This window comes from Streptomyces sp. NBC_01241 (genome assembly GCF_041435435.1).
Taxonomy (GTDB): domain Bacteria; phylum Actinomycetota; class Actinomycetes; order Streptomycetales; family Streptomycetaceae; genus Streptomyces.
The window spans coordinates 4,752,560-4,774,042 of sequence record NZ_CP108494.1; the positions used below are offsets into that span (position 1 = coordinate 4,752,560).

Genomic DNA, 21,483 nt, shown 5'->3' on the forward strand with positions numbered 1-21,483 from the left:
GCCAGCGATGCACGCGACCGACGCACATGAGCGATGCACTTGAGCAGGACGAGAAGCAGGAGAGGCGAGGTGGCCATGGCGAACACGGAACCCGAGTCGAACAGCGAGGTGTCCGCTGCTGCGGAGACATCGGAGGAGGCGGTACCGGAAGCGGGTACGGAGACGGGAGCCGGAACACCGAAGCCCGCCGCGGCGACCAGTGCGCCCCCCACGGCCGGTTCCGCCAAGGTGACAGAGTCCGGGGCCGGTTCCTCGCAGGGAGCCGCCGTGGTGCTCGCCGGGGGCGTGATCGGCGCGGAGGTGCCTGCCGCCGCCCGCGTGACGGAGAGCACCGCACCGACGCTGGCACCGACACCCGACCCCAAGGCCGCGAAGGAGCCCAAGACGGCGAAGGCAGCGACCGCGTCCTCGACGCCCGCAGCCGAGCCGGTTGCCGCCGAGAAGTCCGGGCCGCAGGCCGTCGCGCAGCCCGCACCGGCTCCGGAACCGGCCACGGAACCAGTCGCCACAGCGGCAGCAAGCGTTCCGGAGGCCACAGCAGCCACCACCACCGCGTCCGCGACGGCCGCCGCCACGACGTCCCGTGGACTTCCGGCACTCACCGCCGTACTGGGCACCCTCACCCGGACCCGTACCCGCACCCGTACCGCCTCCGCGACCACCGCCATCACCACCGACGGTGCGGGCAACGGCCCCGAAGGCGTCGGCGCGAAGGACGAAGGACCGGCGCCCGGCAAGGTCTCCCGGCCGATGGTCGCGGCTGCCGTGATCGGCGGCGTAGTGCTGCTGTCCCTCCCGTTCGTCGTCGCCTCCTCGACCGGCGGGGACGGCCCCAAGCACAACAGCAGGAACACCGCCGCCGGATACACGGACCCCGCCCCGGGTACGGACGGCTACGTACCGCAGGCGGATGCTTCCAAGGGGCCGCTGGGCAAGGGCAGTCCGAAGGCCCCAGGAGGCACGGCGGGGACGACGGGCGGCGTGAACGCTCCCCCCATCATCGAAGCCGCGTCGGCGGACAACGTCGGCGGCTCCGGTGAGCTGTCCACCGGCACCAAGGCGGGTGACAAGGCCCCGAAGGACAAGGCGGGCGACAAGGCCCCGAAGGACAAGGCGGGCGACAAGACCACGCAGACCAAGACGGGCGACAAGACCACGCAGACCAAGACGGGCTCCGACTCCGGCAAGCAGACCGAAACGAAGACGGACCCCTCGACGGGAAACGGCGCCGCCACGACCCCGCAGAAGCCGGCGGCCTCACCCACGGTGCTCTTCTCGGCGGTCGGCGGCCTGCACTGCACCAGCAGCGCGGTCACCTTCACCGAACGCGGCAAGTACACCGACGGCCAGAAGGGCTGGACCACCCACGACGGCTCCTACGCCGCAGGCGGCTGCAACGGCTGGTACCGCTCGATTCCCATGTCGGGCGACTCCAACGACAGCGACAACAGTGTGGTCTGGAACTTCCGTACCGGTGACGTGAGTTCGGGCAGTTGCAAGGTCAGCGTCTACATACCGAACGACAGCAACATCGGGCACGTCGGTGGCCAGCCCACGTACTACACCGTCCACGACGGCACGAGCACCGCGGGCTCCACCCAGCTCGGCCACTTCACGATCACCCAGGTGAGCCACCTCGGCCAGTGGATCGCAGCCCCCTCGTACAAGATCAACAGCGGCGTGCTGAGCGTCAAACTGCACGACCGCGGCGACGACTGGAGCTCGTCGTCACGGGCGAACGCCCACCACGCCGCCGCGCCGATCCGGGTGGAGTGCACCAAGTAGCCGCCCGCCGGGAGGGTTGAGAATCCGGGCCGGATCACATCCGGCCCGGCTTCTCCTACGTTCCGCCCGCCGGCCACGCAGGCAGGCTCCGCCCCGGTGCGTGGGCCCCGTCCGATCCGAACGAGAGGGTCAGTGCCGCCCCGCCAGCCGGTCCGCGACCTTCGCGACGGGGTCCGTGCCCGGGCGGGGCGAGGTGAGTTCGCGCCGGTCGGCGGTCCGGTAGGCGGCGTACATGCCGTGGACGCCGAGCCAGCGGAAGGGTTCCGGCTCCCAGCGGCGGACCTTGTGGTTCACCCAGGGCAGGGTGGTCAGGTCGGTGGGACCGGACTGGCCGGAGTCCTGCTGGATCAGGTCGCGCAGGGTCCGGGCGGCGAGGTTGGTGGTGGCGACGCCCGAGCCGACGTAGCCGCCGGCCCAGCCGAGGCCGGTGGAGCGGTCGAGGGTGACGGTGGCGCACCAGTCGCGGGGGACGCCGAGGACGCCGGACCAGGCGTGGTCGATGCGGGCTCCGACGGTGGTCGGGAAGAGGCGGACGAGGATGTCGCGGAGGGCCTCGATGGTGGCCGGCTGGGTGCGGCCGTCATTGTCGGTGGCGGAGCCGTAGCGGTACGGGACGCCGCGGCCGCCGAGTGCGATGCGGCCGTCGGCGGTGCGCTGGGCGTACATGTAGGCGTGGGCCATGTCGCCGAGGGTCTCGCGGCCGTCCCAGCCGATGGTGTCCCAGACGGACCGGGGCAGCGGCTCGGTCGCGATCATCGAGGAGTTCATGGGGAGCCAAGTGCGTTTTTGGCCCTTGAGGTTCGCGGTGAAGCCCTCGGTGCAGCGCAGGATGTACGGGGCGCGGACCGTGCCGTACGGGGTGTGGGCGTGCTTGGGCCTGATCTCGGTGACGGGCGTCGACTCGTGGATGGTGACGCCGAGCGCCTCGACGGTGGCGGCGAGGCCCTTGACGAGTTTGACGGGGTGCAGGCGGGCGCCGTGCGGGGTCCAGGTGGAGCCGACGGCTCCGGTGACGTTGATGCGTTCGCCGGTCTCGCGGGCGCCGCGCAGGACGCGGTCCTTCTCGCCGAAGGCGATCTCCACGGAGTGGAAATCCTTGAGCCGGGCCAGCTGGGCGGGGGTGTAGGCGACTTCGAGGACACCGCCCCGGTGGATGTCGGCGTCGATGTTCTCCTCGGCGGCCACGCGGACGACTTCGCCGACGGTGTCGTTCATCGCCTGCTGGAGGCGTACGGCGGCTTCGTGGCCGTGGAGCTTCGCGTAGCGGTCGCGGCCCGCGATGCCGTTGTAGAGCCAGCCGCCGTTGCGCCCGGAGGCGCCGTAGCCGCAGAACTTGGCTTCGAGCAGGGTGATGTTGAGGAAGGGGACGGCTTTCTTCAGGTAGTAGGCGGTCCACAGACCGGTGTACCCGCCGCCGACGATGCAGACGTCGGCGGTGGTGTCGCCGGGCAGGGGTTCCCGGGGTGCGGGGGTGCCCTGGTCCGCGTACCAGAACGATATGCCGCCGTTGGCGGTGCTGACGGTGCTCATGTTGCCCCTGCTTTGTCCGGTGTGACGCCGTGGTTGCAGCTGTTCTCTCTGGGGCGGGAGATTACTGCGCCGGAGGGGTATTCGTCTGCGGCCGGGACCGGGACCTTGCCAGTGGATAGCAGGCCAGGCCGATGAGTACGGACGCGAAGTGGCCGAGGTCGGTGAAGGTGCGGCCGGTGATGAGGGGGACGCCGTAGAAGACGACGACGGCGAAGAGATACACGTACCGCCAGGGCTGCGGGACGCGGTACGTGAGGACGGCGACGACGCCCGCGAGCGCGTAACTGACCCCGATGTCGAGCGTGTTGGCGGCGGACTCCGCTACGTGGCCGTGCCGGATGGCCCAGGCGAGGACGCCTTCGCTGACGAGGGTGGCCAGGACATGGGCGGCGATGACGACGGCGAGCCAGCGCAGGGTGCCGAGCCAGCGTTCGGCGTTGGCGTGGAAGACGGTGTAGAGGACGGCGTAGGGGGCCCAGCGGCCGCTGTCGATCCAGAAGGCGCTGGCGATCAGTACGCGTACGGGGTCCCGGGAGAGTTCGTGGATGTTGGTCGAGTGCTGGCGCAGGAAGTCCTCTTCGAAGTCCGGTGACATCTGGTGGATGATGAAGGTGGTGACGAAGAGTGCGGCCAGCCAGATGTAGGTGCCGGGTGCGCTGCGGATCCAGGAGCCGGCGCTGCGGATCCACGAACCGGCGGTGGTACGGCGCCGGGTGGGCGGGGCGGGGCGGCTCGGAGTCATATCCGATTGACGCACGCCTCTACGATGGTCCGCGTGATCGACATTCCGGCCGGGCTGATCCGGACCCAGTCCGCATACAACGGAGCAGCTGGGCGTGCCTTCGTCGCGGCGCTGCCGGGGCGGGCCGCCGGGTTCCTGGAGCGGTGGGGGCTCCGGCAGGACGGTGCGGCGTTCCACGGGGTGTGCGCGCTGGTGCTTCCGGTCGTGCGGATGGCGGACGGTCGCCGGGCGGCGTTGAAGCTGCAGCCGGTGGACGAGGAGACGGTGGGGGAGCCGGTCGCGCTGCGGGTGTGGGGCGAGGCGGGTGCGGGGGCCGTGGAGCTGCTGGACCACGACGCGGCGACGGGGACGCTGCTGCTGGAGCGGCTGGACGGCCACCGCTCGTTGACGGGAGTGGCGGACGAGCGGGAAGCGGCGCGGACCCTGGCGGGCCTGCTGGCCCGGCTGTCGTCCGTCCCGGCTCCGGCGGATCGGGGGCTGCGGGGCCTCGGGGACATCGCGGCGCGGATGCTGGAGGCGGCGCCGGGGGCGGTGGAGAAGCTGGCGGACGCGGAGGAGCGGCGGCTGCTGGCGGACTGCGCGGCGGCGGTGCGGGAGGTCGCGGGGGAGCCGGGGGACCGGTTGCTGCACTGGGACCTGCATTACGGGAATGTGCTGGCCGGGACGGAGGAGGCGCACCGGTGGGTGGTCATCGACCCGAAGCCGCTGGTCGGCGATCCGGGATTCGAGCTGCTTCCGGCGCTGGTCAACAGGTTCGACGCGGCGGCGGTGCGGTGGCGGTTCGACCTGATGACGGGGGCGCTGGGCCTGGACCGGGAGCGGGCGCGGGCGTGGACGCTGGGGCGGCTGCTGCAGAACGGTCTGTGGGAGGTGTCGGACGGGGAGCGGCGGCTGGAGCCGCAGCAGACCGAGATCGCCCGGCAGCTGCTGGGGCGGGTGTAGCGGAGATACCGCCCGTGCTTACGCTGCCTTCATGATTCGTACCGCTGCCCCTGCCGATGTCCCCGTCATCCACGCCATGATCCGTGAGCTGGCCGACTACGAGAAGGCCCTGCACGAGGCGAAGGCCACCGAGGAGCATTTGCACGAGGCGCTGTTCGGCGAGCGGCCCGCCGCGTACGCGCACATCGCCGAGTCGGACGAGGACGGCGAGGCGGTCGGTTTCGCGCTGTGGTTCCTGAACTTCTCCACGTGGCGCGGGGTGCACGGCATCTACCTGGAGGACCTGTACGTACGTCCCGAGCGGCGTGGCGGCGGGCACGGGAAGGCGATGCTGACGGAGCTGGCGCGGATCTGCGTGGAGCGCGGCTACGAGCGCCTGGAGTGGTCGGTGCTGAACTGGAACGCCCCGTCCATCGCGTTCTACGAGTCGCTGGGCGCACGGCCGCAGGACGAGTGGACGGTGTACCGGCTGACGGACGGGGCGCTGGCGGAGCTCGGCGGGCGGTAGGCCGGGCGGGAGGGGCGTTGTCAGTAGGGTGGTTCAGGATGGGGGCATGGTACGCAGCAGCAGGAAGACGGACACCGGCGCAGCGGCACGGCGGCCGGAGGTGCGGCTGCCGCCGCTCGTTCCGTACGAGGGGAAGGGACTGGAACCCGACGGGGACTACGACGGGCTCCGCTTCGAAGGGACGGATCTCGCGGACGAGTCGGGTCCGGGGGCCCGGTTCATGGACTGCGCGCTGGACGGCTGCGCCCTGGACCGTACGGAGCTGGTCAGGTCCCGCTTCATCGACTCGGTACTGACGGGCGTACGGGGGGTGGGCACCGATCTCGCGGGGGCGTCACTGCGGGACGTGGAGGTGGTGGACGCACGGCTGGGCGGGGTGCAGCTGCACGGTGCGGTGCTGGAACGGGTGCTGGTGCGCGGCGGGAAGATCGACTACCTGAATCTGCGGAAGGCGCGGCTGAAGGACGTGGTGTTCGAGGGCTGTGTGCTGTCGGAGCCGGATTTCGGGGAGGCGCAGCTGGTGCGGGTGGAGTTCCGCGACTGTGTGCTGAAGCGGGCCGACTTCAGTTCCGTGCGGATGGAGTCGGTGGATCTGCGGACGGTCGCGGAGCTGGACATCGCGCGCGGGGTGGAGCGGCTGGCGGGTGCGGTGATCAGCCCGGCGCAGCTGATGGAGCTGGCACCGGCGTTCGCGGCGCAGATCGGGGTGCGGGTGGAGGCGTAGCCCCGGCGCGCGAGGCAGGGGGTCAGACCCGGGGGAAGCGGGCCTGGAGGTCCCAGATCACGGGATTGTCGGCGAGACCCTCGTGCAGGTCGGCGAGGTCGGCGATCAGATCGTGCAGGAAGTCACGGGCCTCGCGGCGCAGCAGCGAGTGACTGAAGGTGAGCGGGGGCTCGTCGCCCGGCATCCAGTCGGCCTCGACGTCGACCCAGCCGAAGCGGCGCTCGAAGAGCATCCGGTCGGACGACTCGGTGAAGTCCAGCTCGGCGAACTGCTGCCGGTGCGAGCGGTTGCCGCGCGGGTCCTGGTCGATCTGCTCGACGATGTCGCACAGCGCCCACGCGAAGTCGAGCACCGGCACCCATCCCCAGGCTGTGGACACCTCGCGGTCCGCCTTGGTGTCCGCGAGGTAGACGTCCCCGGAGAACAGATCGTGCCGCAGGGCGTGGACGTCCGCGCGGCGGTAGTCGGTCTGCGGGGGATCGGGGAAGCGTCGGGAGAGGGAGTAGCCGATGTCGAGCACAGTTCGATGGTGCCATGCCCGGGGACGCGTCAACGCCGCGGCGGCCGGCCGCCCGACCGGGTGAGGGGCGGGCCGCTCGCGCGTTCACGGTGCAGACGGCCGACGACCTCTTCGTTCCGGAAGGGTGATCTGCGGCAGCAGCCGCTGCTCCTTCGCCACGGCGACGGCGCCCGCGCGGGTGTCGACGCCGAGTTTTTCGTAGATGCGGCCCAGGTGGGTCTTGACCGTGGCCTCGCTGAGGAACAGGGCGCGGGCGATGTCCCGGTTGCCCAGGCCCTGGGAGAGCTGGGCGAGGATGTCGCGTTCGCGGTCGGTCAGAATGGGCCGGGGCTTGCGCATCCGGGCCAAGACGCGGCAAGCCCGGGACTCCGGTTCCGGGTGATTGACAGGTTTCGCCCCGGGAGTCGGCCTAGGATCACAGGCGTGAACCAGCGAACACCAGTACGCCGCATGGCCCACGCCGCCGCCCTCGTCCTGCTGGCTCTGACGACCTCCACCAGTTGCGCCGGTGGCGTCGAGGGCACCCCCGGCGCCGCCGGTCTGCGCGACCCGTACTTCCCGAAGCTCGGCAACGGCGGCTACGACGTCACGCACTACGACCTCGCCCTCGACGTCGACCCGGCCGCCCACCACCTGAGCGGCACCGCCACGATCACCGCGCGCGCCACCCAGGACCTCAGCGCCTTCAACCTCGACCTCGCCGGGCTCACCGTCCGGTCCGCGACCGTCGAGGGCCGCCCCGCCACCGTCAACCGGGCGGGCCACGAGCTGACGCTGCGCCCCGACGCCGAGGTCGGGGACCGGCTCCGCAAGGGCAGGACGTTCCGTACGGTCGTTCGCTACTCCGGCACTCCGCAGACCCTCACCGACCCCGACACGTCGAAGGAGGGCTGGCTGAGGACGGCGGACGGATCGGTCGGGCTCGGCGAGCCGACGGGTTCCATGGCCTGGTTCCCCGGCAACAACCACCCGAGCGACAAGGCGTCGTACGACATCACCGTCACCGCCCCGAAGGGTCTGACGGCCGTGTCCAACGGCGAGCTGACCTCGCGCAGGACCGCGGGCGCCACCGCCACGTACCACTGGCACGTCGCCGAACCGATGGCGAGCTACCTCGCGACGGTCGTCATCGGCCGTTTCGACACGAAGACGTCGACCACCCCGGACGGCATCAAGGTGTTCAGCGCCGCCGACGTGTCGGTGGCGGCGCGGAGCGCGCCGATTCTCGCCCGGGTCCCCGAGATCGTGAAGTGGGAGGCGGAACGTTTCGGCCCGTACCCCTTCTCCGCGACGGGGGCGATCATCGGGCGTTCCGGGGACTCCGAATACGCCCTGGAGACCCAGAACCGGCCGTTCTTCCCCGGTACGCCGGACGCCGGGCTCCTCGTCCACGAGATGTCCCACCAGTGGTTCGGGGACTCCGTCACGCCCGAGAGCTGGGGGGACATGTGGCTCAACGAGGGCTTCGCGACCTACGCGGAGTGGCTGTGGGAGGACGACAAGGAGGGCAGGCCGGTCCAGGACCGGTTCGACGCGGCCTTCGAGGACGACGACAACTGGGCCTTTCCGCCCGCGGATCCGCCGATGGCCGCTTACATCTCGGAGGCGCCGGTGTACGGGCGCGGGGCGATGGTCATCCACAAGATCCGGCAGGCTGTGGACGACGACGAGCGTTTCTTCGCGCTCGTCAAGGGCTGGACGAAGGCCCACCGGCACGGCAACGCGTCGACCGCCGACTTCACCGCGTACGTGGAGAAGACGACCGGGCAGGATCTGACGGAGCTGTGGGACACCTGGCTGTACGGGAAGAGCCGGCCCGCCTCGAAGGGCTGACCGGCTCCCGCGCACAAGAAGTACGGCAGTGGCGCTGCTTCACCTGGACGCCGCTACTTCACGTCGACGCCGCTCCAGGCGGCGTCTACGGCCGCGAGCTCGGCGCTGTCGGCCCCGTACAGATAGGACGCCGCCTTCTCGGTCGCCGTGCGGGCGGCCGCGTAGTCGGTGGTCGACGTCATGTACTCGGAGAGGGCCTTGTGCCAGATCTGGACGGCCTTGTCCCGGCCGATGCCGGTGACCGTGGAGCCGTCGAGGGTCGGGGAGTCGTAGTCGACGCCGTTGATCGCCTTCGCGCCGCTGTCCTCGGACAGGTTCGTGCTCGCTGTGCGACGGCGGGAATTGATGCCGTGTCAGCGTCGGCGCATGCGGAACCCCCGGCCGTGACGGCCGGGGGTTTCGCGGGACGAGCTCTCGCGTCAGAGGCCGACGCCGTGGGTCAGAGGTTGACGCCGAAGTCCTGGGCGATGCCACGCAGACCCGAGGCGTACCCCTGGCCGACGGCGCGGAACTTCCACTCCGCGCCGTTGCGGTAGAGCTCGCCGAAGACCATGGCGGTCTCGGTGGCGGCGTCCTCGCTCAGGTCGTAGCGGGCGATCTCGGTGCCGCCGGCCTGGTTGATGACGCGGATGAACGCGTTGCGCACCTGGCCGAAGTTCTGGCTGCGGGTCTCGGCGTCGTAGATCGAGACCGGGAAGACGATCTTGTCGACGTCGGCCGGCAGGCCCGCCAGGTTGACGTTGATCTGCTCGTCGTCGCCCTCGCCCTGGCCCGTGACGTTGTCGCCGGTGTGGACGATGGTCTGATCCGGCGTCGACTTGTTGTTGAAGAAGACGAAGTGACCGTCGGAGACGACCTTGCCGGCCGGGTCGACCGCGATCGCCGAGGCGTCGAGGTCGAAGTCGGTACCGGTGGTGGTGCGGACGTCCCAGCCGAGGCCGACCGTGACGGCGGTCAGGCCCGGGGCCTCCTTGGTGAGCGAGACGTTGCCGCCCTTGGACAGGCTTACAGCCATGGGAAGTCCCTTTCATCGTCGAGTGCGGGCTTCGTGCCACCACGAAGCTACCGTCACAGGTCATAACGCGAGCAGGGGACCGGGAGGTTCCTGCTCCCTTTACTTTCTTTACCGAAGTCCCCCGGCGTCAGGCACCCGTACGGCACCCGTACGGCACCCGTGTGGCAAAAGAAGGTGACGAACGCCCGGTGGGCCGGGGAACATGGGGGTCATGTCCGGGCCCTATGTCATCCGCGGTTCGGTCTCCCTGCCGGAGGCCGAGCTCATGTGGCGTTTCTCGCGGTCCTCCGGGCCCGGCGGGCAGCACGTCAACACCAGCGACTCCCAGGTGGAGCTCCGCTTCGACGTCGCGGCGACCGAAGCGCTCCCCCCGGTGTGGAAGGAGCGGGCGCTCCAGCGCCTGGAGGGCAGGCTCGTGGACGGCGTGATCGCGGTACGGGCGTCCGAGCACCGCTCCCAGTGGCGCAACCGCGAGACGGCTCTCGTGCGGCTCGCCTCCCTGCTGGCCGAGGCCACGGCGCCGCCCCCCAGGCCGCGCCGCAAGACCAGGATTCCGCGCGGCATCAACGAACGCCGCCTGCGCGAGAAGAAGCAGCGAGGCGAGACGAAGCGAGGCCGCTCCGGCCGCGACTGGTAGCAGCGCCCGGAGGCCCGGCACCCCCTCACCCCGGCCGCGCGCTGCCGACGCCCCGTCACCCCGGCACCGACGCCCCGGCCTCGTCACCCCGGCCCCGCGGCACCGACGCCCCGTCACCCCAGCTGCCGGTACCGCCCCCGGAAGTACGTCAGCGGTGAGCCGTCCCCGCTCGGCAGGGCCGCGCTCAGGACCCGGCCGATCACCAGGGTGTGGTCGCCCGCCAGGACCCGCTGCTCGGTACGGCACTCCAGCGTGGCCAGCGCGCCGCCGACCAGTGGTGCGCGGGTGACCTCTCCCCTCTTGCAGGGGATGTCCTCGAACAGCAGCCGGTCGCTGATCCGGCCCTTCATCGCGAACCGTCCGGCGATGTGCCGCTGGCTCTCGGCGAGCACCGAGACCGCCCACAGTGGCTGTTCGGACAGCAGGTCGTCCATCCGTGAGTCGTTGCGCAGGCTGACCAGGACCAGCGGTGGGTCCAGCGACACGGACATGAAGGCGGTCGCCGTCATCCCGACGTCCTCGCCCCGGCCGTCCTCGTCGAGCGGCGGCTCTTCGGCGGTGATCAGCACGACACCGGCGGCCAGCCGGGCGAGGGCGGCCCGGAACTCATCGTTGCTCACCCCCTCAGCATGGGGGATGGGCTCGGAACGCGGGGCGGGAGGCTTCGTCTGCAACACATCCGGCACGCTAGCCGCGGACGGCGCGCCTCCGCATCGGGCCAGGGGACCAGCCTGGTCCTAGGACCCGCGGTCCGGAGCCCCGGGGGCCGGCACTGCAACGCCCGGATTTGCGTTCAGGAAAAGGACGGACCGGGGGCGCGCGCCACCCGAGCCTCTTTACCATCTGTTGTGACTTGAGTCACAGGGTGCAATATTCGCTGACCCTGTGTACCGACTGCACAGCTCAGTGTGATTCAGTGGCCGTGACACTGCGGTAAGTGCGTCGATATGAAACCTGGAGTGCTGTCGAGGTCTCGGGGAGTGCGAGCAATGGAGGCCGAGTCGGAGCCGTACGTCCGTCTTGCGACGATGCGGCAGCTGCACCAGGCCGTGGCCGATCTCAACACGGCGCGGAGCCTGGCCGACACACTGCAGACCGTGGCCGACGGAATCGTCGCCGGTCTCGGCTACGAGCTTGCCTGCGTGAACCTGGTCCGACCCGACGGTGATCTCGTCGTCGCCTCCTTCGCCGGCAACAGCGCCGCGGAAGCCCTGATCACCGGCCGCGTCGGCTCGCGCAGCTCCTGGGAGCGCAGGCTGTCGATGGGCGAGGCCTGGGACGAGCTCTGTTTCATACCCCACACCGACGGCTGGGTCCTCCTCGACGACGACGTACCGCAGTGGCACACCGAGGGCCCCGAGCCCCGTTTCGAGGACGAGTGGCACCCCGAGGACCGGCTCTACGCCCCGATGTACGCGTCCGGCGGCGGCCTCGATCTCCTGGGCGTCATATCCGTCGACCGCCCGCGCAACGGCCGCCGCCCCGGCGCCTGGGGCCGTGAGGCCCTCCAGATGTACGCGTCACAGGCGGCCATTGCGATCAGTAACGCCCGGCTGAGAGCAAACATGCAGCGCGCCCTGGTCCGTCTGGAGCGTGAGCAGCAGGCGCTGCGGGCCAGCGAGGAATCCTTCCGTCAGGCCTTCGAATACGCGCCCAGCGGCATGGCCATCGCGGAGATGGGCGGCGACCAGCACGGCCGGCTGCTGCGCACCAACGACGCCCTGTGCCGGCTGCTCGGCCGCCCCGCGTCCGTCCTGCGCCGCTACTCCTTCGCCGACCTCGTCCACCCCGAGGACGTCGGCACCCTGTTGCGCACCTCCGCCGAGGGCGGCCGCGCCGAGCTGCGGCTGGGGCGCCGGGACGGCACCTATCTCTGGGTCTCGCTGCGCAATTCCGTCGTCGCCGACACCACGGACGGCCCCCGCTTCCTGCTCACCCACGTCGAGGACATCGAGGAGCGCAAGCGCCACGAGCTGCATCTCGCGCACCGCGCCTCGCACGACGCGCTCACCGGCCTGCCCAACAGCGCCGAGCTCCGCTCACGGCTCGGCTCCCGGCTCTGCGAGCGGCCGCACGCCGTGGCCACCACGGCGGTCGAGGCGCTGGACGCGGCGTACGGCGATGTCGACGATCCGGACACGCGGACGCACGGCTACGACGTGGACTCGGCGCCCGGCGGTCCGTACGACCACCATGTGCACGCCGTCGCGCCCGACACCGGGGACGACGACGGCGCGAAGGGCCTCGCGGTCCTCTTCTGCGACCTCGACGGCTTCAAGTCCATCAATGACCGTTTCGGCCACCACACCGGTGACGCCGTACTGATCGAGGTCGCCCGCCGCCTCACCATCTGTGTCCGCGACGGCGACACCGTCGCCCGGCTCGGGGGTGACGAATTCGTCGTCCTCGCCGACGGGCTCGGTGCCGCGGACGCCGCGGACCTGGCCGTACGCCTGCGTAACGCCATCATTCCGCCCATTCGGGTCGACGGCCGGGCGGTGCGCGTCGGGGCGAGTTTCGGCATCGGCTGGGCCGCCTGCGGGATGACGGCGGAAGAAGTGCTGCGCTCCGCCGACCAGCGGATGTACGTGGAGAAGCGGTCGCGGTCGAAGGTTCACCGCAGGGCCGGCTGACGTTCACGGCGGTGCTGCTCCGCCACCCCGGGGGCGGTTCCGGGACGGGCGTCGGCAATTCTTGGTGTGGTCCGTTCGGGGTAGGCTCGGCCGGTCGGCCACGGCTGGCGATATTCGGCGACGGCTGGCGACATGGTGAGGAGTGACCAGGGATGACGGCCGGGAACAATGGCGCAAACAAGCCCGAGGACGACGATCCGTTCGGCTATCTGTACGAGGACGGACAGGCAGCGGGCGCCCAGCCGCCGCGGCAGGGCGGCTACGGCTACCCGGGCCCGGCGGCACCGCAGCCCGGGGTGCCCCGGACCTCGTACAACCAGGTGCGGACTGTCGGCGAGCGCCAGTACGGGCAGCAGGTGCCGCACCAGCAGCCGTACGGTCAGCCGCAGGCGCAGTACGCCGCCCCGGAGACGTACCCCGGCGCCCCCACCGCGCAGGTCCCGCAGCAGGGCGGCCGCCCCGGCGGCCCCGGCAAGGGCGGCCCGAATACCAAGGGTCTGCTGATCGGCGCGGTCGCGGTGGTCCTGGTCGTGCTCATCGGCATCGGCGCCGCGCTGCTCACGGGCGAGGACAAGAAGGACAAGCAGAAGGACGAGGCCACCACCTCCGCCGGTCCCGGCAGCCAGGTCGAGGAGTCCCCGAAGCCGCAGGAGTCCGCGAGCTCCGAGGCCCCGGCCGAGCTCCCCAAGCAGGACGCGGCGACGCTGAAGCTCGGCGGCACGGCCCAGCTGGACAACTCGGTCAAGGGTGCGGAGAGCGCCAACGGCCAGTACATCAACCTCAATGAGGTCGGCAGGTCGGCGACCTGGTCGGTCGAGGTGCCGGAGGCCGGTGAGTACACGCTGTTCGTGACGTACGGCGTACCGGGCAAGGACGCCAAGACGTCCCTCACGGTCAATGCCGAGGCTCCCCGCGAGATCAGGATGAAGAACTTCGCGGAGGCGCCGGAGGGTGACCTGGAGAAGGGCTGGACGACCACGTTCTCCTGGATCCAGCTCAACAAGGGCCCGAACACGATCACGATCTCGTGCAACGAGGGTGACCAGTGCGACGCCAACCTGGACCAGCTGTCGCTGAAGGCCGGTCACGTGAAGCGCTGACCCGTACGCGAGCGGTCCGGCCCCCACGCCTTCGGATGTGGGGGCCGGACCGCTTTTGCGTGCGGGCCGTCAGCCCATCAGGCTCAAGAACCCCGCCACCGTCGCGGCCATCGCCCCGCGGCCCGGTGCGATGTACTTGCGCGGGTCCACGCCCGTGGTGTTCTCGGCCAGGTACGCCCGTACCGCGCCGGTGAACGCGGTGTTCAGCGCCGTACCCACGTTGATCTTCACCATGCCGGAGGAGGCGACGGCCTGGCGGATCTCCTCGTCCGGGACGCCGCTGGAGCCGTGCAGCACCAGCGGGACGGGGACCGCGTCGCGCAGCCGGCCGATCAGGGCGTGGTCCAGGGCGGCGGTGCGCTCGGTCATGGCGTGCGAGGAGCCGACGGCGACGGCCAGCGCGTCCACGCCGGTGTCGCGGACGTACGCGGCGGCCTCGGCCGGGTCGGTGCGGACGCCGGGGGCGTGGGCGTCGAGCGGGGCCTCGCCCTCCTTGCCGCCGACCTTGCCGAGCTCGGCCTCGATCCAGATGCCGCGCTCGTGCCCCCAGGCCACCGCCTCGGCCGTGGCCCGCACGTTCTCCTCGTAACCGAGCCTGGAGGCGTCGAACATCACCGAGCCGAAGCCCTCCGTGTGCGCCTGGTGCAGCAGCTCCACGGACTCGACGTGGTCGAGGTGGAGCGCCAGGGGGGCGTCGGAGGCGCGGGCGACGGCGGCGGCCGCGGCGGCGATCGCGGAGAGCCGGCCGCCGTGGAACTTCACGGCGTTCTCGGAGATCTGCAGGATGGCGGGTGCTCCGGCGCGCTCGGCGCCGGCCGCGATGGCCTCCGCGTGCTCCAGCGTGATGACGTTGAAGGCGGCGATCCCGCGTCCCTGGGCCTGTGCGGCACGGACGAGTTCACCGGTGCTGACGAGCGGCATGCTGACCTCTGTTGCTTCTGCTGAACGGACCGGTCGGGCGGTCCGGTACGGGTGGCGGTTCAGACCGCCGCGGTGTGTTCCTCGACGTCGACGCCCGGCAGGAGCTCCTCGTACGCCGTACGGTCGAAGTCGCCGGCCGTCGGGGAGAGCACGGTCGCCGTCGACAGTGCCACCGCCCGCCGCAGCCGGTCCGGCCAGCTCAGTCCCTCGACGAGGCCGGACAGCAGTCCGGCCACCGCGGAGTCGCCCGCCCCGGTCGGATTGCCCAGGACCCTGGCGGGCGGCGAGGCCCGCCAGACGCCGTCGGGGGTGACCGCCAGCATGCCGTCCGGGCCCAGTGACGCGATGACGCCCTGCGCGCCTCGGCGGCGGGCGTCGTGGGTGGCGCGCAGCGGTTCGCGGGAGCCGGTGAGCTGGGCGAGCTCCTCGGCGTTGGGCTTGATCAGGTCGGGGCGGGCGGCGATGCCGCGGCGCAGCGGTTCGCCGCTGGTGTCCAGGAGTACGGGGATGCCCGCCGCGCGGGCCGGCCGGATCAGTTCGGCGTAGGCGCCGACGTGGATGCCGGGTGGCAGGCTGCCGCAGAGGGCGACGGCGTCGGCCCCGGTGAGGAGCTCCTCGTACCGGTCGAGGAGGGCGGCCCATTCGTCGGCGGTGACGAGCGGGCCGGGTTCGTTGAGCTGGGTGGTGTCGCCGGTGGCCCGGTCGACTACGGCGATCGTGCGACGGGTGTTCCCGGCGACGGTGACGAGGGCGTCGGTGATCGGCGCGGGGGCGGGTGTGGATATGGGCGTGGTGGTTGCTGGCGTGACGGCTGCGGCTGCGGCGGCGGCCCTGGTATCCGTTCCCGACGTGTCCCGCGGCGCAAGTTGCGCCAGCAGTTCGCGCAGTTCGGCTCCGGTGGAGCCTCCGGCGAAGCCGGTGACTACGGTCGCCTGCCCGAGGGCGGAGAGCACCCGGGCCACGTTGAGGCCCTTGCCGCCGGGTCGTTCGGCCATGTCACCGACGCGGTGGCTGGCGTGCGGAACGAGCTCCGGGACGCCGTACGTCAGGTCGAGTGCCGTATTCAGTGTGACCGTGAGGATCACCGCGGCCGCTCCCTCGATCCCTGCTCCGAAGCGCGAATCCGTGGATGGAATGCGCTTTCTCTGGCTGTTTCCCAGGCGATCATGCCAAAGAGGTGGCGGTCGGCCCAGACCTCCGGATCAACCGCCGTCTCTTCGTTACGTATTCGGCTCACTGTCAGTAATGGGTCAAATCAGCCAATGTGGGGCTGAATGATCCATTCGCCCTTGCGCATGACGCCCTTGAGCGTGAAGTCCGCGTCCAGGACCACCAGGTCCGCGTCCTTGCCCGGCTCCAGCGAGCCGACCCTGTCGTAGACACCGAGCAGCCGGGCCGGGTTGGCGGAGATGGATTGCACGACGTCCCCGACCGGAATCCTGTCGATCGTCACGGCCCGGTGGAACGCGGTGTCCAGGGTGAGCGTGGAGCCCGCGATCGAGTTGCCCTCCACCAGCCGTGCGACGCCGTCCTTGACCTCGACTGCGAGCGGGCCGAGCTGGTAGCGGCCGTCACCGAAGCCCGCCGCGTCCATGGCGTCGGTGATCAGCGCGACGCGGTGGGCGCCCGCGTGGTGGTAGGCCAACTGCAGGGCGGCGGGGTGCAGATGCGTACCGTCGTTGATCAGCTCGACGGTGATCCGCTCGTCCTCCAGCAGCGCCGCGATCGGGCCGGGTGCGCGGTGGGCGAGCGGCGGCATCGCGTTGTAGAGGTGCGTGGCGACGGTGGCGCCCGCGTCGATCGCCTCGACGGTCTGCTCGTACGTGGCGTCGGTGTGCCCGATCGCGGCGATGACCCCGTGCTCGGCGAGCAGCCGCACCGACTCGATGCCGCCCGGGAGTTCGGTGGCGAGTGTGAACATCTTCGCGGTGCCGCGCGCCGCGTCCATCAGCTTGCGGACCTCGGCCGGGTCCGGGTGGCGCAGCAGACCCTCGCTGTGCGCGCCCTTGCGGCACGGCGAGATGAACGGCCCCTCGAAGTGGATGCCGGCCAGGTCGCCCTGCTCGACCAGTTCGGAGAGGAGGCCGGCCCGCTGGGCGAGGAAGTCCATCTCGCCGGTGACGGTGGAGGCGACCAGCGTGGTCGTGCCGTGCTCGCGGTGGGTACGGATGCCGGTGAGGACCTCGTCCACGGTGCCGGAGGTGAAGGACGCGCCGCCGCCGCCGTGGTTGTGCATGTCGACGAAGCCGGGGACCACCCAGTGGCCGCTCAGGTCGATGGACCGGGCGCCCTCCGGCGTCGAGCCGGCGATCCGGGTGCCTTCGACGATCACCCGGCCGTCCTCGACGGTTCCGGTGGGAAGCACCACCCGGGCACCTGCGAGAACGGTGCTGTCTGCGCGTTCGGCCATCAGGCGGATACCTCCGTGGAGAGAAGATCCCAGGCGAGCAGCCCTGCGCCCAGGCATCCGGCGGTGTCCCCGAGGGCCGCCGGGACGATGTGGGGCAGCTTCTGGAACGTGACGCGTTCCTCGACGGCCGCACGCAGTGGTGTGAACAAGGTTTCCCCGGCCTCGGCGAGCCCGCCACCGATGATGAGCGTGCGGGGATCGAGCAGGGTCAGTGCCATGACCAGCCCGCCGGCGAGTGCGTCCACGGCGTTCCGCCAGACCTCCACGGCTGCCGGGTCGCCCGACTCGACGGCCTTCGCGCAGTCCGCCGCGTCCGCCGTCGGATCGCCGGACGCGGCGGCCCAGGCGCGGGTCACGGCGGCGGCCGATGCCAGGGTCTCCAGGCAGCCGCGCTGGCCGCAGTCGCAGTCCGGGCCGTCCGGCCGGACCACGATGTGCCCGATCTCGCCCGCGTACCCGTGAGCGCCGGGCTCGATGGTGCCCGCGATGCCGATGGCCCCGGCGATCCCGGTGCCCAGCGGTACGAAGAGGAACCGGTCGGCGCCCTTGCCCGCGCCGATCCGGCCCTCGGCGAGCCCGCCGGTGCGCACATCGTGGCCGAGCGCGACGGGGACGCCACCGAGCCGCTCGCCGAGCAGGACCCGCATGGGTACGTCGCGCCAGCCCAGGTTCGTGGCATAGACCGCGATCCCGTTCTCGGCGTCGACGATGCCGGGCACGGCGACACCGGCCGCGACGGCGCTCTCGCCGAAGTGCTCCTCGCCGTACGCCCGCAGGTCCGCGGCGAAGGCGAGGATCGACTCCACGACGGCGTCGGGACCGCGCTCTCTGCCGGTCGCCCGCCGCGCCTCGTACAGCAGGGTGCCGTCGGCCCCGACCAGTGCGGCCTTCATTCCGGTGCCGCCCACATCGAGGGCGATGACGTGTTTCACGGGAAACAGTTTCGCCCGAGGAGCGAAAAAGGTCTAGTCCACTATTGAGGTTTGTTGCGCATCCATACAAAATCGGCGCCAACGGGCTGCCGGCGGACCGGCAACGGGCTGTCAACGGGCCGTCAACAGGGATCCGTTGACGCGTCGCGAAAGCGATACTCCGACGGTGCAGACCTTCGGAGATCGTCCGGGAGAGGTTCACCGCTCATTCGGAAGCCCCCACGAGGGCGTGGGCGGCGCCCGGGCGGCAGCCAGCCCCGAGAGCGTGCTCGGCCGGATCGCACGGGAGCCGGCGGCGGAGGGCGCGGAGCAGCGCAGGACGGGGAGCAGCGCAGGGCGCGGAGCAACGGGCGAACCGGTGGCGGCCCTCCGGCCGGGCGATATGTTGGCTGATATGACCACCCCCCCGAATGGCCCCGACGCCACGGACAGCCCCGGCGGCCTCTCCGACCGGGACCGTGCCGTGCTCGCCGTCGAGCGGCAGTCGTGGGCCGGACCCGGGGCGAAGGACCGCGCGATCCGCGAACAGCTCGGCATCTCGCCCACGCGCTACTACCAGTTGCTGAACGCCCTCCTCGACGACCGCCGCGCCCTGGAGGCCGACCCGGTGACGGTGAACCGCCTGCGCCGGGTCCGGGAGGCGAGGCGGGGCAGGCGCTGACCGGGGCGGCGCTGATGCCGGCGCGGCGCCGACCATGGCTCCGCCTCGGCGCCCCACCCCTGGTCGGCGACGACCGCGGCTCCGCCCCGGCCCGACTGCAGGGCGTTCCGGGCGCCCCCTTCTGGTCGGAGCCGACCGGGGCTCCGCCCCCGGAAACACCCGACGCGGGCGCCCTACCCCCGGCCTCCTGCTACGCACCCCCAACCCGCGCGCCCCGCTATAGGCTCGCCCCCATGGGCAGCAACCCGCACGCACCCACGCCGAGCGAAATCCCGTCCGAGCTCCCCGCCCCCACCACCCCACCCGGCCGAGAAGCCCTCGCCGCGATCCTCGCGCGCCCCGACCGCGCCGTCATCGCGCTCGACTTCGACGGGACCCTCGCCGACATCGTCCCGGACCCGGAGCAGGCCCGCGCCCACCCCGGCGCCGTCGACGCGCTCGTCGCACTCGCCCCGAAAGTGGCATCCATCGCCGTGATCACCGGCCGCCCGGCCGGCGTCGCGGTCCGGCACGGCGGCTTCGCCGGAGTGCGGGGACTGGACCACCTCGTCGTCCTCGGCCACTACGGCACCGAACGCTGGGACGCCGTGTCCGGCACCGTCCGCACCCCCGCCCCGCACCCCGGCGTCGCCGCCGTCCGGGCCGAACTCCCGGGGGTGCTCGACCGGTTCGGCACGTGGCACGGCACCTGGATCGAGGAGAAGGGCCAGGCGCTCGCCGTCCACACCCGCCGCGCCGCCGACCCGCAGGCCGCGTTCGACGCCCTGCGCGAACCCCTCGGCGAGCTCGCCGCCCGGCACGGGCTGATCGTCGAACCGGGTCGCCTGGTCCTGGAGTTGCGCCCGCCGGGCATGGACAAGGGCGTGGCGCTCGCACAGTACGTACGGGAGACCGACGCCGAGTCCGTCCTGTACGCGGGCGACGACCTGGGCGACCTCGCCGCGTACGCCGCCGTGGAGAAACTCCGCACCGAGGGCCCCGACGGCATCCCGGGCCTGCTCGTCTGCAGCGGCAGCGCCGAAGTACCCGAACTGGCCGAACGCGCGGATCTGCTGCTGAACGGTCCCGGAGCCGTCGTCGGCTTTCTGGCCGCCCTGGCCGAACGGATCTGACCGGCTCACTCCCGCCGCAGCGCGTCCAGCTGATCGAGGAACCACTGCTGCGGCGGGAGCGCCACCGCCGCCGCGGCCAGCCGTTCCGTGCGCGCCGCCCGTTCGTCGTCCGCCATCGTGAGCGCCTCGTGCAGCGCCGCGGCCGTCGCGGACACGTCGTAGGGGTTCACCACGACCGCGTCGCTGCCCAGCTCCTCGTACGCCCCCGCCTCCCGCGACAGCACCAGCGCGCAGCCGTGGTCGGAGACCACCGGGACCTCCTTGGCGACCAGGTTCATGCCGTCGCGGATCGGGTTGACGAGCGCCACGTCGGCCAGCCGGTACGCGGCGAGCGAGCGGGCGAAGTCGTCCTTGACGTGGAGCACGACCGGCGTCCAGCCCGCCGTGCCGTACGCGGCGTTGATGTCGTCGGCGACCTGCCGCACCTCGGCCGTGTAGTCGCGGTACACGGCCAGGTCCTGCCGCGAGGGGTACGCGAAGGCGATGTGGACGACGCGCTCGCGCCATTCGGGCCGCTCGTTGAGGAGCGCGCGGTAGGCGAGCAGCCCGCGCACGATGTTCTTGGACAGTTCCGTTCGGTCCACTCGTACGATCGTCTTCCGACCAGGGCCGATCTGCTCCCGCAGCGCCGCCATCCGCTCGTCCACGTCCGCCTCGTGCGCGCGCCGGCGCAGGAAGCCGGCGTCCGCGCCGAGCCCGTGCACCCCGATCCTGGTCCGCCCGGTGCCGCCCAGGATTTCCGTGCAGCAGCCGATGAAGGCGTCCGCCCAGCGCCGGGTCAGGAAGGCCGCCCGGTCGGCGCCCAGGATGCCGTGCAGCAGCTGCTCGGCGATGTCGTCGGGGAGCAGGCGGAAGTAGTCGACGGGCGCCCACGGGGTGTGCGAGAAATGGCCGATCCGCAGGTCGGGGCGGAGACCGCGGAGCATGCCGGGCACCAGTGCCAGGTGGTAGTCCTGCACCAGCACCGCGGCCCCGGGGTCCGCCTCCTCGGCGAGCGCCTCGGCGAAGGCCCGGTTGTACGTCTCGAACGATGCCCACCGCCGCCGGAACTCCGCGTCGAAGACGGGCTCCAGCGGGGTCTGGTACAGCATGTGGTGGACGAACCAGAGCACCGAATTCGCGATGCCGTTGTACGCGTCCGCGTGGACGGCCGCGTCGATGTCGAGCATCCGTACGCCGGGCTCACCGACCCCGCGGCGGACCGCCTCCCGGTCCCCGTCACCGAGCGCGGCGCACACCCACAGCTTGTCCTTGACGGCGCTCAGCCCGGAGACGAGTCCGCCGCCGCCCCGCTTCGCGTCGAGTGATCCGTCCGCCTCCAGGGTGTACGACACCGGCCCGCGGTTGGACGCGACGAGAACCCGGGCAGCGGACTGAACTGCGGACTGGGCAGTGGACTGGGCTTCGTGCTCGGAGACCATGTTGCGGAATCTAGCCGGATCACGAACCGTCCAAACGTGCACACGTGCGAAGTCGGG

At 71.5% G+C, this 21,483-nt stretch carries 20 protein-coding genes and 2 pseudogenes; 10 read left to right on the forward strand and 12 right to left on the reverse strand.

Annotated elements, in window-relative coordinates; genetic code table 11:
• The first annotated feature begins 75 nt into the window (after positions 1 to 75).
• Positions 76 to 1,785, forward strand: coding sequence for a hypothetical protein (locus OG306_RS21185; protein ID WP_371665560.1), 1,710 nt, complete (start codon positions 76 to 78; stop codon positions 1,783 to 1,785).
• A gap of 129 nt (positions 1,786 to 1,914) precedes the next feature.
• On the opposite strand, the gene OG306_RS21190 is transcribed toward OG306_RS21185, so the two are convergent.
• Both OG306_RS21190 and OG306_RS21195 read right to left on the reverse strand, forming a co-directional pair.
• Positions 1,915 to 3,315, reverse strand: a complete 1,401-nt coding sequence (locus OG306_RS21190; RefSeq protein WP_266747647.1) for an NAD(P)/FAD-dependent oxidoreductase — start codon at positions 3,313 to 3,315, stop codon at positions 1,915 to 1,917.
• Positions 3,316 to 3,376: 61 nt separating this feature from the next.
• Positions 3,377 to 4,057 carry a rhomboid-like protein gene (locus tag OG306_RS21195; RefSeq protein ID WP_266752340.1) on the reverse strand — a complete coding sequence of 227 codons (681 nt, stop codon included), beginning with the start codon at positions 4,055 to 4,057 and terminating at the stop codon, positions 3,377 to 3,379.
• A gap of 24 nt (positions 4,058 to 4,081) precedes the next feature.
• Between OG306_RS21195 and OG306_RS21200 the strand changes: the two genes are divergently transcribed.
• The 3 genes from OG306_RS21200 to OG306_RS21210 are packed head-to-tail and all read left to right on the forward strand — an operon-like array spanning position 4,082 to position 6,231.
• Positions 4,082 to 4,999, forward strand: coding sequence for an aminoglycoside phosphotransferase family protein (locus tag OG306_RS21200; RefSeq protein WP_371665561.1), 918 nt, complete (start codon positions 4,082 to 4,084; stop codon positions 4,997 to 4,999).
• A 31-nt stretch (positions 5,000 to 5,030) separates the two neighbouring features.
• Positions 5,031 to 5,507, forward strand: coding sequence for a GNAT family N-acetyltransferase (locus OG306_RS21205; RefSeq protein WP_371665562.1), 477 nt, complete (start codon positions 5,031 to 5,033; stop codon positions 5,505 to 5,507).
• Between the two features lie 46 nt (positions 5,508 to 5,553).
• Positions 5,554 to 6,231 (forward strand): pentapeptide repeat-containing protein, encoded by a 678-nt coding sequence (locus OG306_RS21210; RefSeq protein WP_266747650.1) that lies wholly within the window; start codon positions 5,554 to 5,556, stop codon positions 6,229 to 6,231.
• A 22-nt stretch (positions 6,232 to 6,253) separates the two neighbouring features.
• Here OG306_RS21210 and OG306_RS21215 read toward each other — a convergent pair whose 3' ends face one another.
• Both OG306_RS21215 and OG306_RS21220 read right to left on the reverse strand, forming a co-directional pair.
• On the reverse strand, positions 6,254 to 6,751 hold the full coding sequence (locus tag OG306_RS21215) for a hypothetical protein (RefSeq protein ID WP_266747651.1): 498 nt from the start codon (positions 6,749 to 6,751) through the stop codon (positions 6,254 to 6,256).
• 84 nt (positions 6,752 to 6,835) lie between these two features.
• A pseudogene (locus OG306_RS21220) lies at positions 6,836 to 7,111 on the reverse strand (response regulator transcription factor); the annotation flags it as partial.
• A gap of 63 nt (positions 7,112 to 7,174) precedes the next feature.
• On the opposite strand from OG306_RS21220, the gene OG306_RS21225 reads away from it, so the two are divergent.
• A complete protein-coding gene (locus OG306_RS21225) occupies positions 7,175 to 8,584 on the forward strand; it encodes a M1 family metallopeptidase (RefSeq protein WP_371665563.1) in 1,410 nt (469 codons plus the stop codon).
• Positions 8,585 to 8,637: 53 nt separating this feature from the next.
• Here OG306_RS21225 and OG306_RS21230 read toward each other — a convergent pair.
• Positions 8,638 to 8,898, reverse strand: a pseudogene (locus tag OG306_RS21230) (M4 family metallopeptidase); the annotation flags it as partial.
• A gap of 125 nt (positions 8,899 to 9,023) precedes the next feature.
• On the reverse strand, positions 9,024 to 9,599 hold the full coding sequence (locus tag OG306_RS21235; RefSeq protein WP_266747653.1) for a TerD family protein: 576 nt from the start codon (positions 9,597 to 9,599) through the stop codon (positions 9,024 to 9,026).
• Between the two features lie 211 nt (positions 9,600 to 9,810).
• Here OG306_RS21235 and arfB point away from each other — a divergent pair, with 211 nt between their 5' ends.
• A complete protein-coding gene (arfB, locus tag OG306_RS21240) occupies positions 9,811 to 10,236 on the forward strand; it encodes an alternative ribosome rescue aminoacyl-tRNA hydrolase ArfB (protein WP_266747654.1) in 426 nt (141 codons plus the stop codon).
• A gap of 113 nt (positions 10,237 to 10,349) precedes the next feature.
• Here the strand turns inward: arfB and OG306_RS21245 are convergent, their stop codons facing one another.
• A complete protein-coding gene (locus OG306_RS21245) occupies positions 10,350 to 10,856 on the reverse strand; it encodes a flavin reductase family protein (RefSeq protein WP_323183902.1) in 507 nt (168 codons plus the stop codon).
• A 369-nt stretch (positions 10,857 to 11,225) separates the two neighbouring features.
• On the opposite strand from OG306_RS21245, the gene cdgB reads away from it, so the two are divergent.
• The gene (gene cdgB, locus OG306_RS21250) at positions 11,226 to 12,869 is read left to right on the forward strand and encodes a diguanylate cyclase CdgB (RefSeq protein WP_266747656.1); all 1,644 of its coding nucleotides are present in this window, start codon (positions 11,226 to 11,228) and stop codon (positions 12,867 to 12,869) included.
• Between the two features lie 152 nt (positions 12,870 to 13,021).
• Entirely contained in the window at positions 13,022 to 13,969 is a 948-nt protein-coding gene (locus OG306_RS21255) for a carbohydrate-binding protein (protein WP_266747657.1), read from the forward strand.
• A gap of 69 nt (positions 13,970 to 14,038) precedes the next feature.
• Here OG306_RS21255 and OG306_RS21260 read toward each other — a convergent pair whose 3' ends face one another.
• The 4 genes from OG306_RS21260 to OG306_RS21275 all read right to left on the reverse strand — a co-directional run bounded on the left by OG306_RS21260 (position 14,039) and on the right by OG306_RS21275 (position 18,232).
• Positions 14,039 to 14,890, reverse strand: coding sequence for a class II fructose-bisphosphate aldolase (locus OG306_RS21260; protein WP_266747658.1), 852 nt, complete (start codon positions 14,888 to 14,890; stop codon positions 14,039 to 14,041).
• A 59-nt stretch (positions 14,891 to 14,949) separates the two neighbouring features.
• A complete protein-coding gene (locus OG306_RS21265; protein ID WP_371665564.1) occupies positions 14,950 to 15,975 on the reverse strand; it encodes a 1-phosphofructokinase family hexose kinase in 1,026 nt (341 codons plus the stop codon).
• Between the two features lie 170 nt (positions 15,976 to 16,145).
• Positions 16,146 to 17,300 (reverse strand): N-acetylglucosamine-6-phosphate deacetylase, encoded by a 1,155-nt coding sequence (nagA, locus tag OG306_RS21270; RefSeq protein WP_266747660.1) that lies wholly within the window; start codon positions 17,298 to 17,300, stop codon positions 16,146 to 16,148.
• Positions 17,300 to 18,232 carry an ROK family protein gene (locus tag OG306_RS21275; protein ID WP_266747661.1) on the reverse strand — a complete coding sequence of 311 codons (933 nt, stop codon included), beginning with the start codon at positions 18,230 to 18,232 and terminating at the stop codon, positions 17,300 to 17,302. The genes nagA and OG306_RS21275 overlap by 1 nt, the downstream gene beginning before the upstream one ends.
• 394 nt (positions 18,233 to 18,626) lie before the next feature.
• Here OG306_RS21275 and OG306_RS21280 point away from each other — a divergent pair, with 394 nt between their 5' ends.
• Both OG306_RS21280 and otsB read left to right on the forward strand, forming a co-directional pair.
• Positions 18,627 to 18,893, forward strand: coding sequence for a DUF3263 domain-containing protein (locus OG306_RS21280; RefSeq protein ID WP_266747662.1), 267 nt, complete (start codon positions 18,627 to 18,629; stop codon positions 18,891 to 18,893).
• A 233-nt stretch (positions 18,894 to 19,126) separates the two neighbouring features.
• Entirely contained in the window at positions 19,127 to 20,005 is an 879-nt protein-coding gene (gene otsB, locus OG306_RS21285; protein WP_266905910.1) for a trehalose-phosphatase, read from the forward strand.
• A 5-nt stretch (positions 20,006 to 20,010) separates the two neighbouring features.
• Here otsB and OG306_RS21290 read toward each other — a convergent pair whose 3' ends face one another.
• Positions 20,011 to 21,426 (reverse strand): alpha,alpha-trehalose-phosphate synthase (UDP-forming), encoded by a 1,416-nt coding sequence (locus OG306_RS21290; protein ID WP_327258942.1) that lies wholly within the window; start codon positions 21,424 to 21,426, stop codon positions 20,011 to 20,013.
• Positions 21,427 to 21,483: the final 57 nt, after the last annotated feature.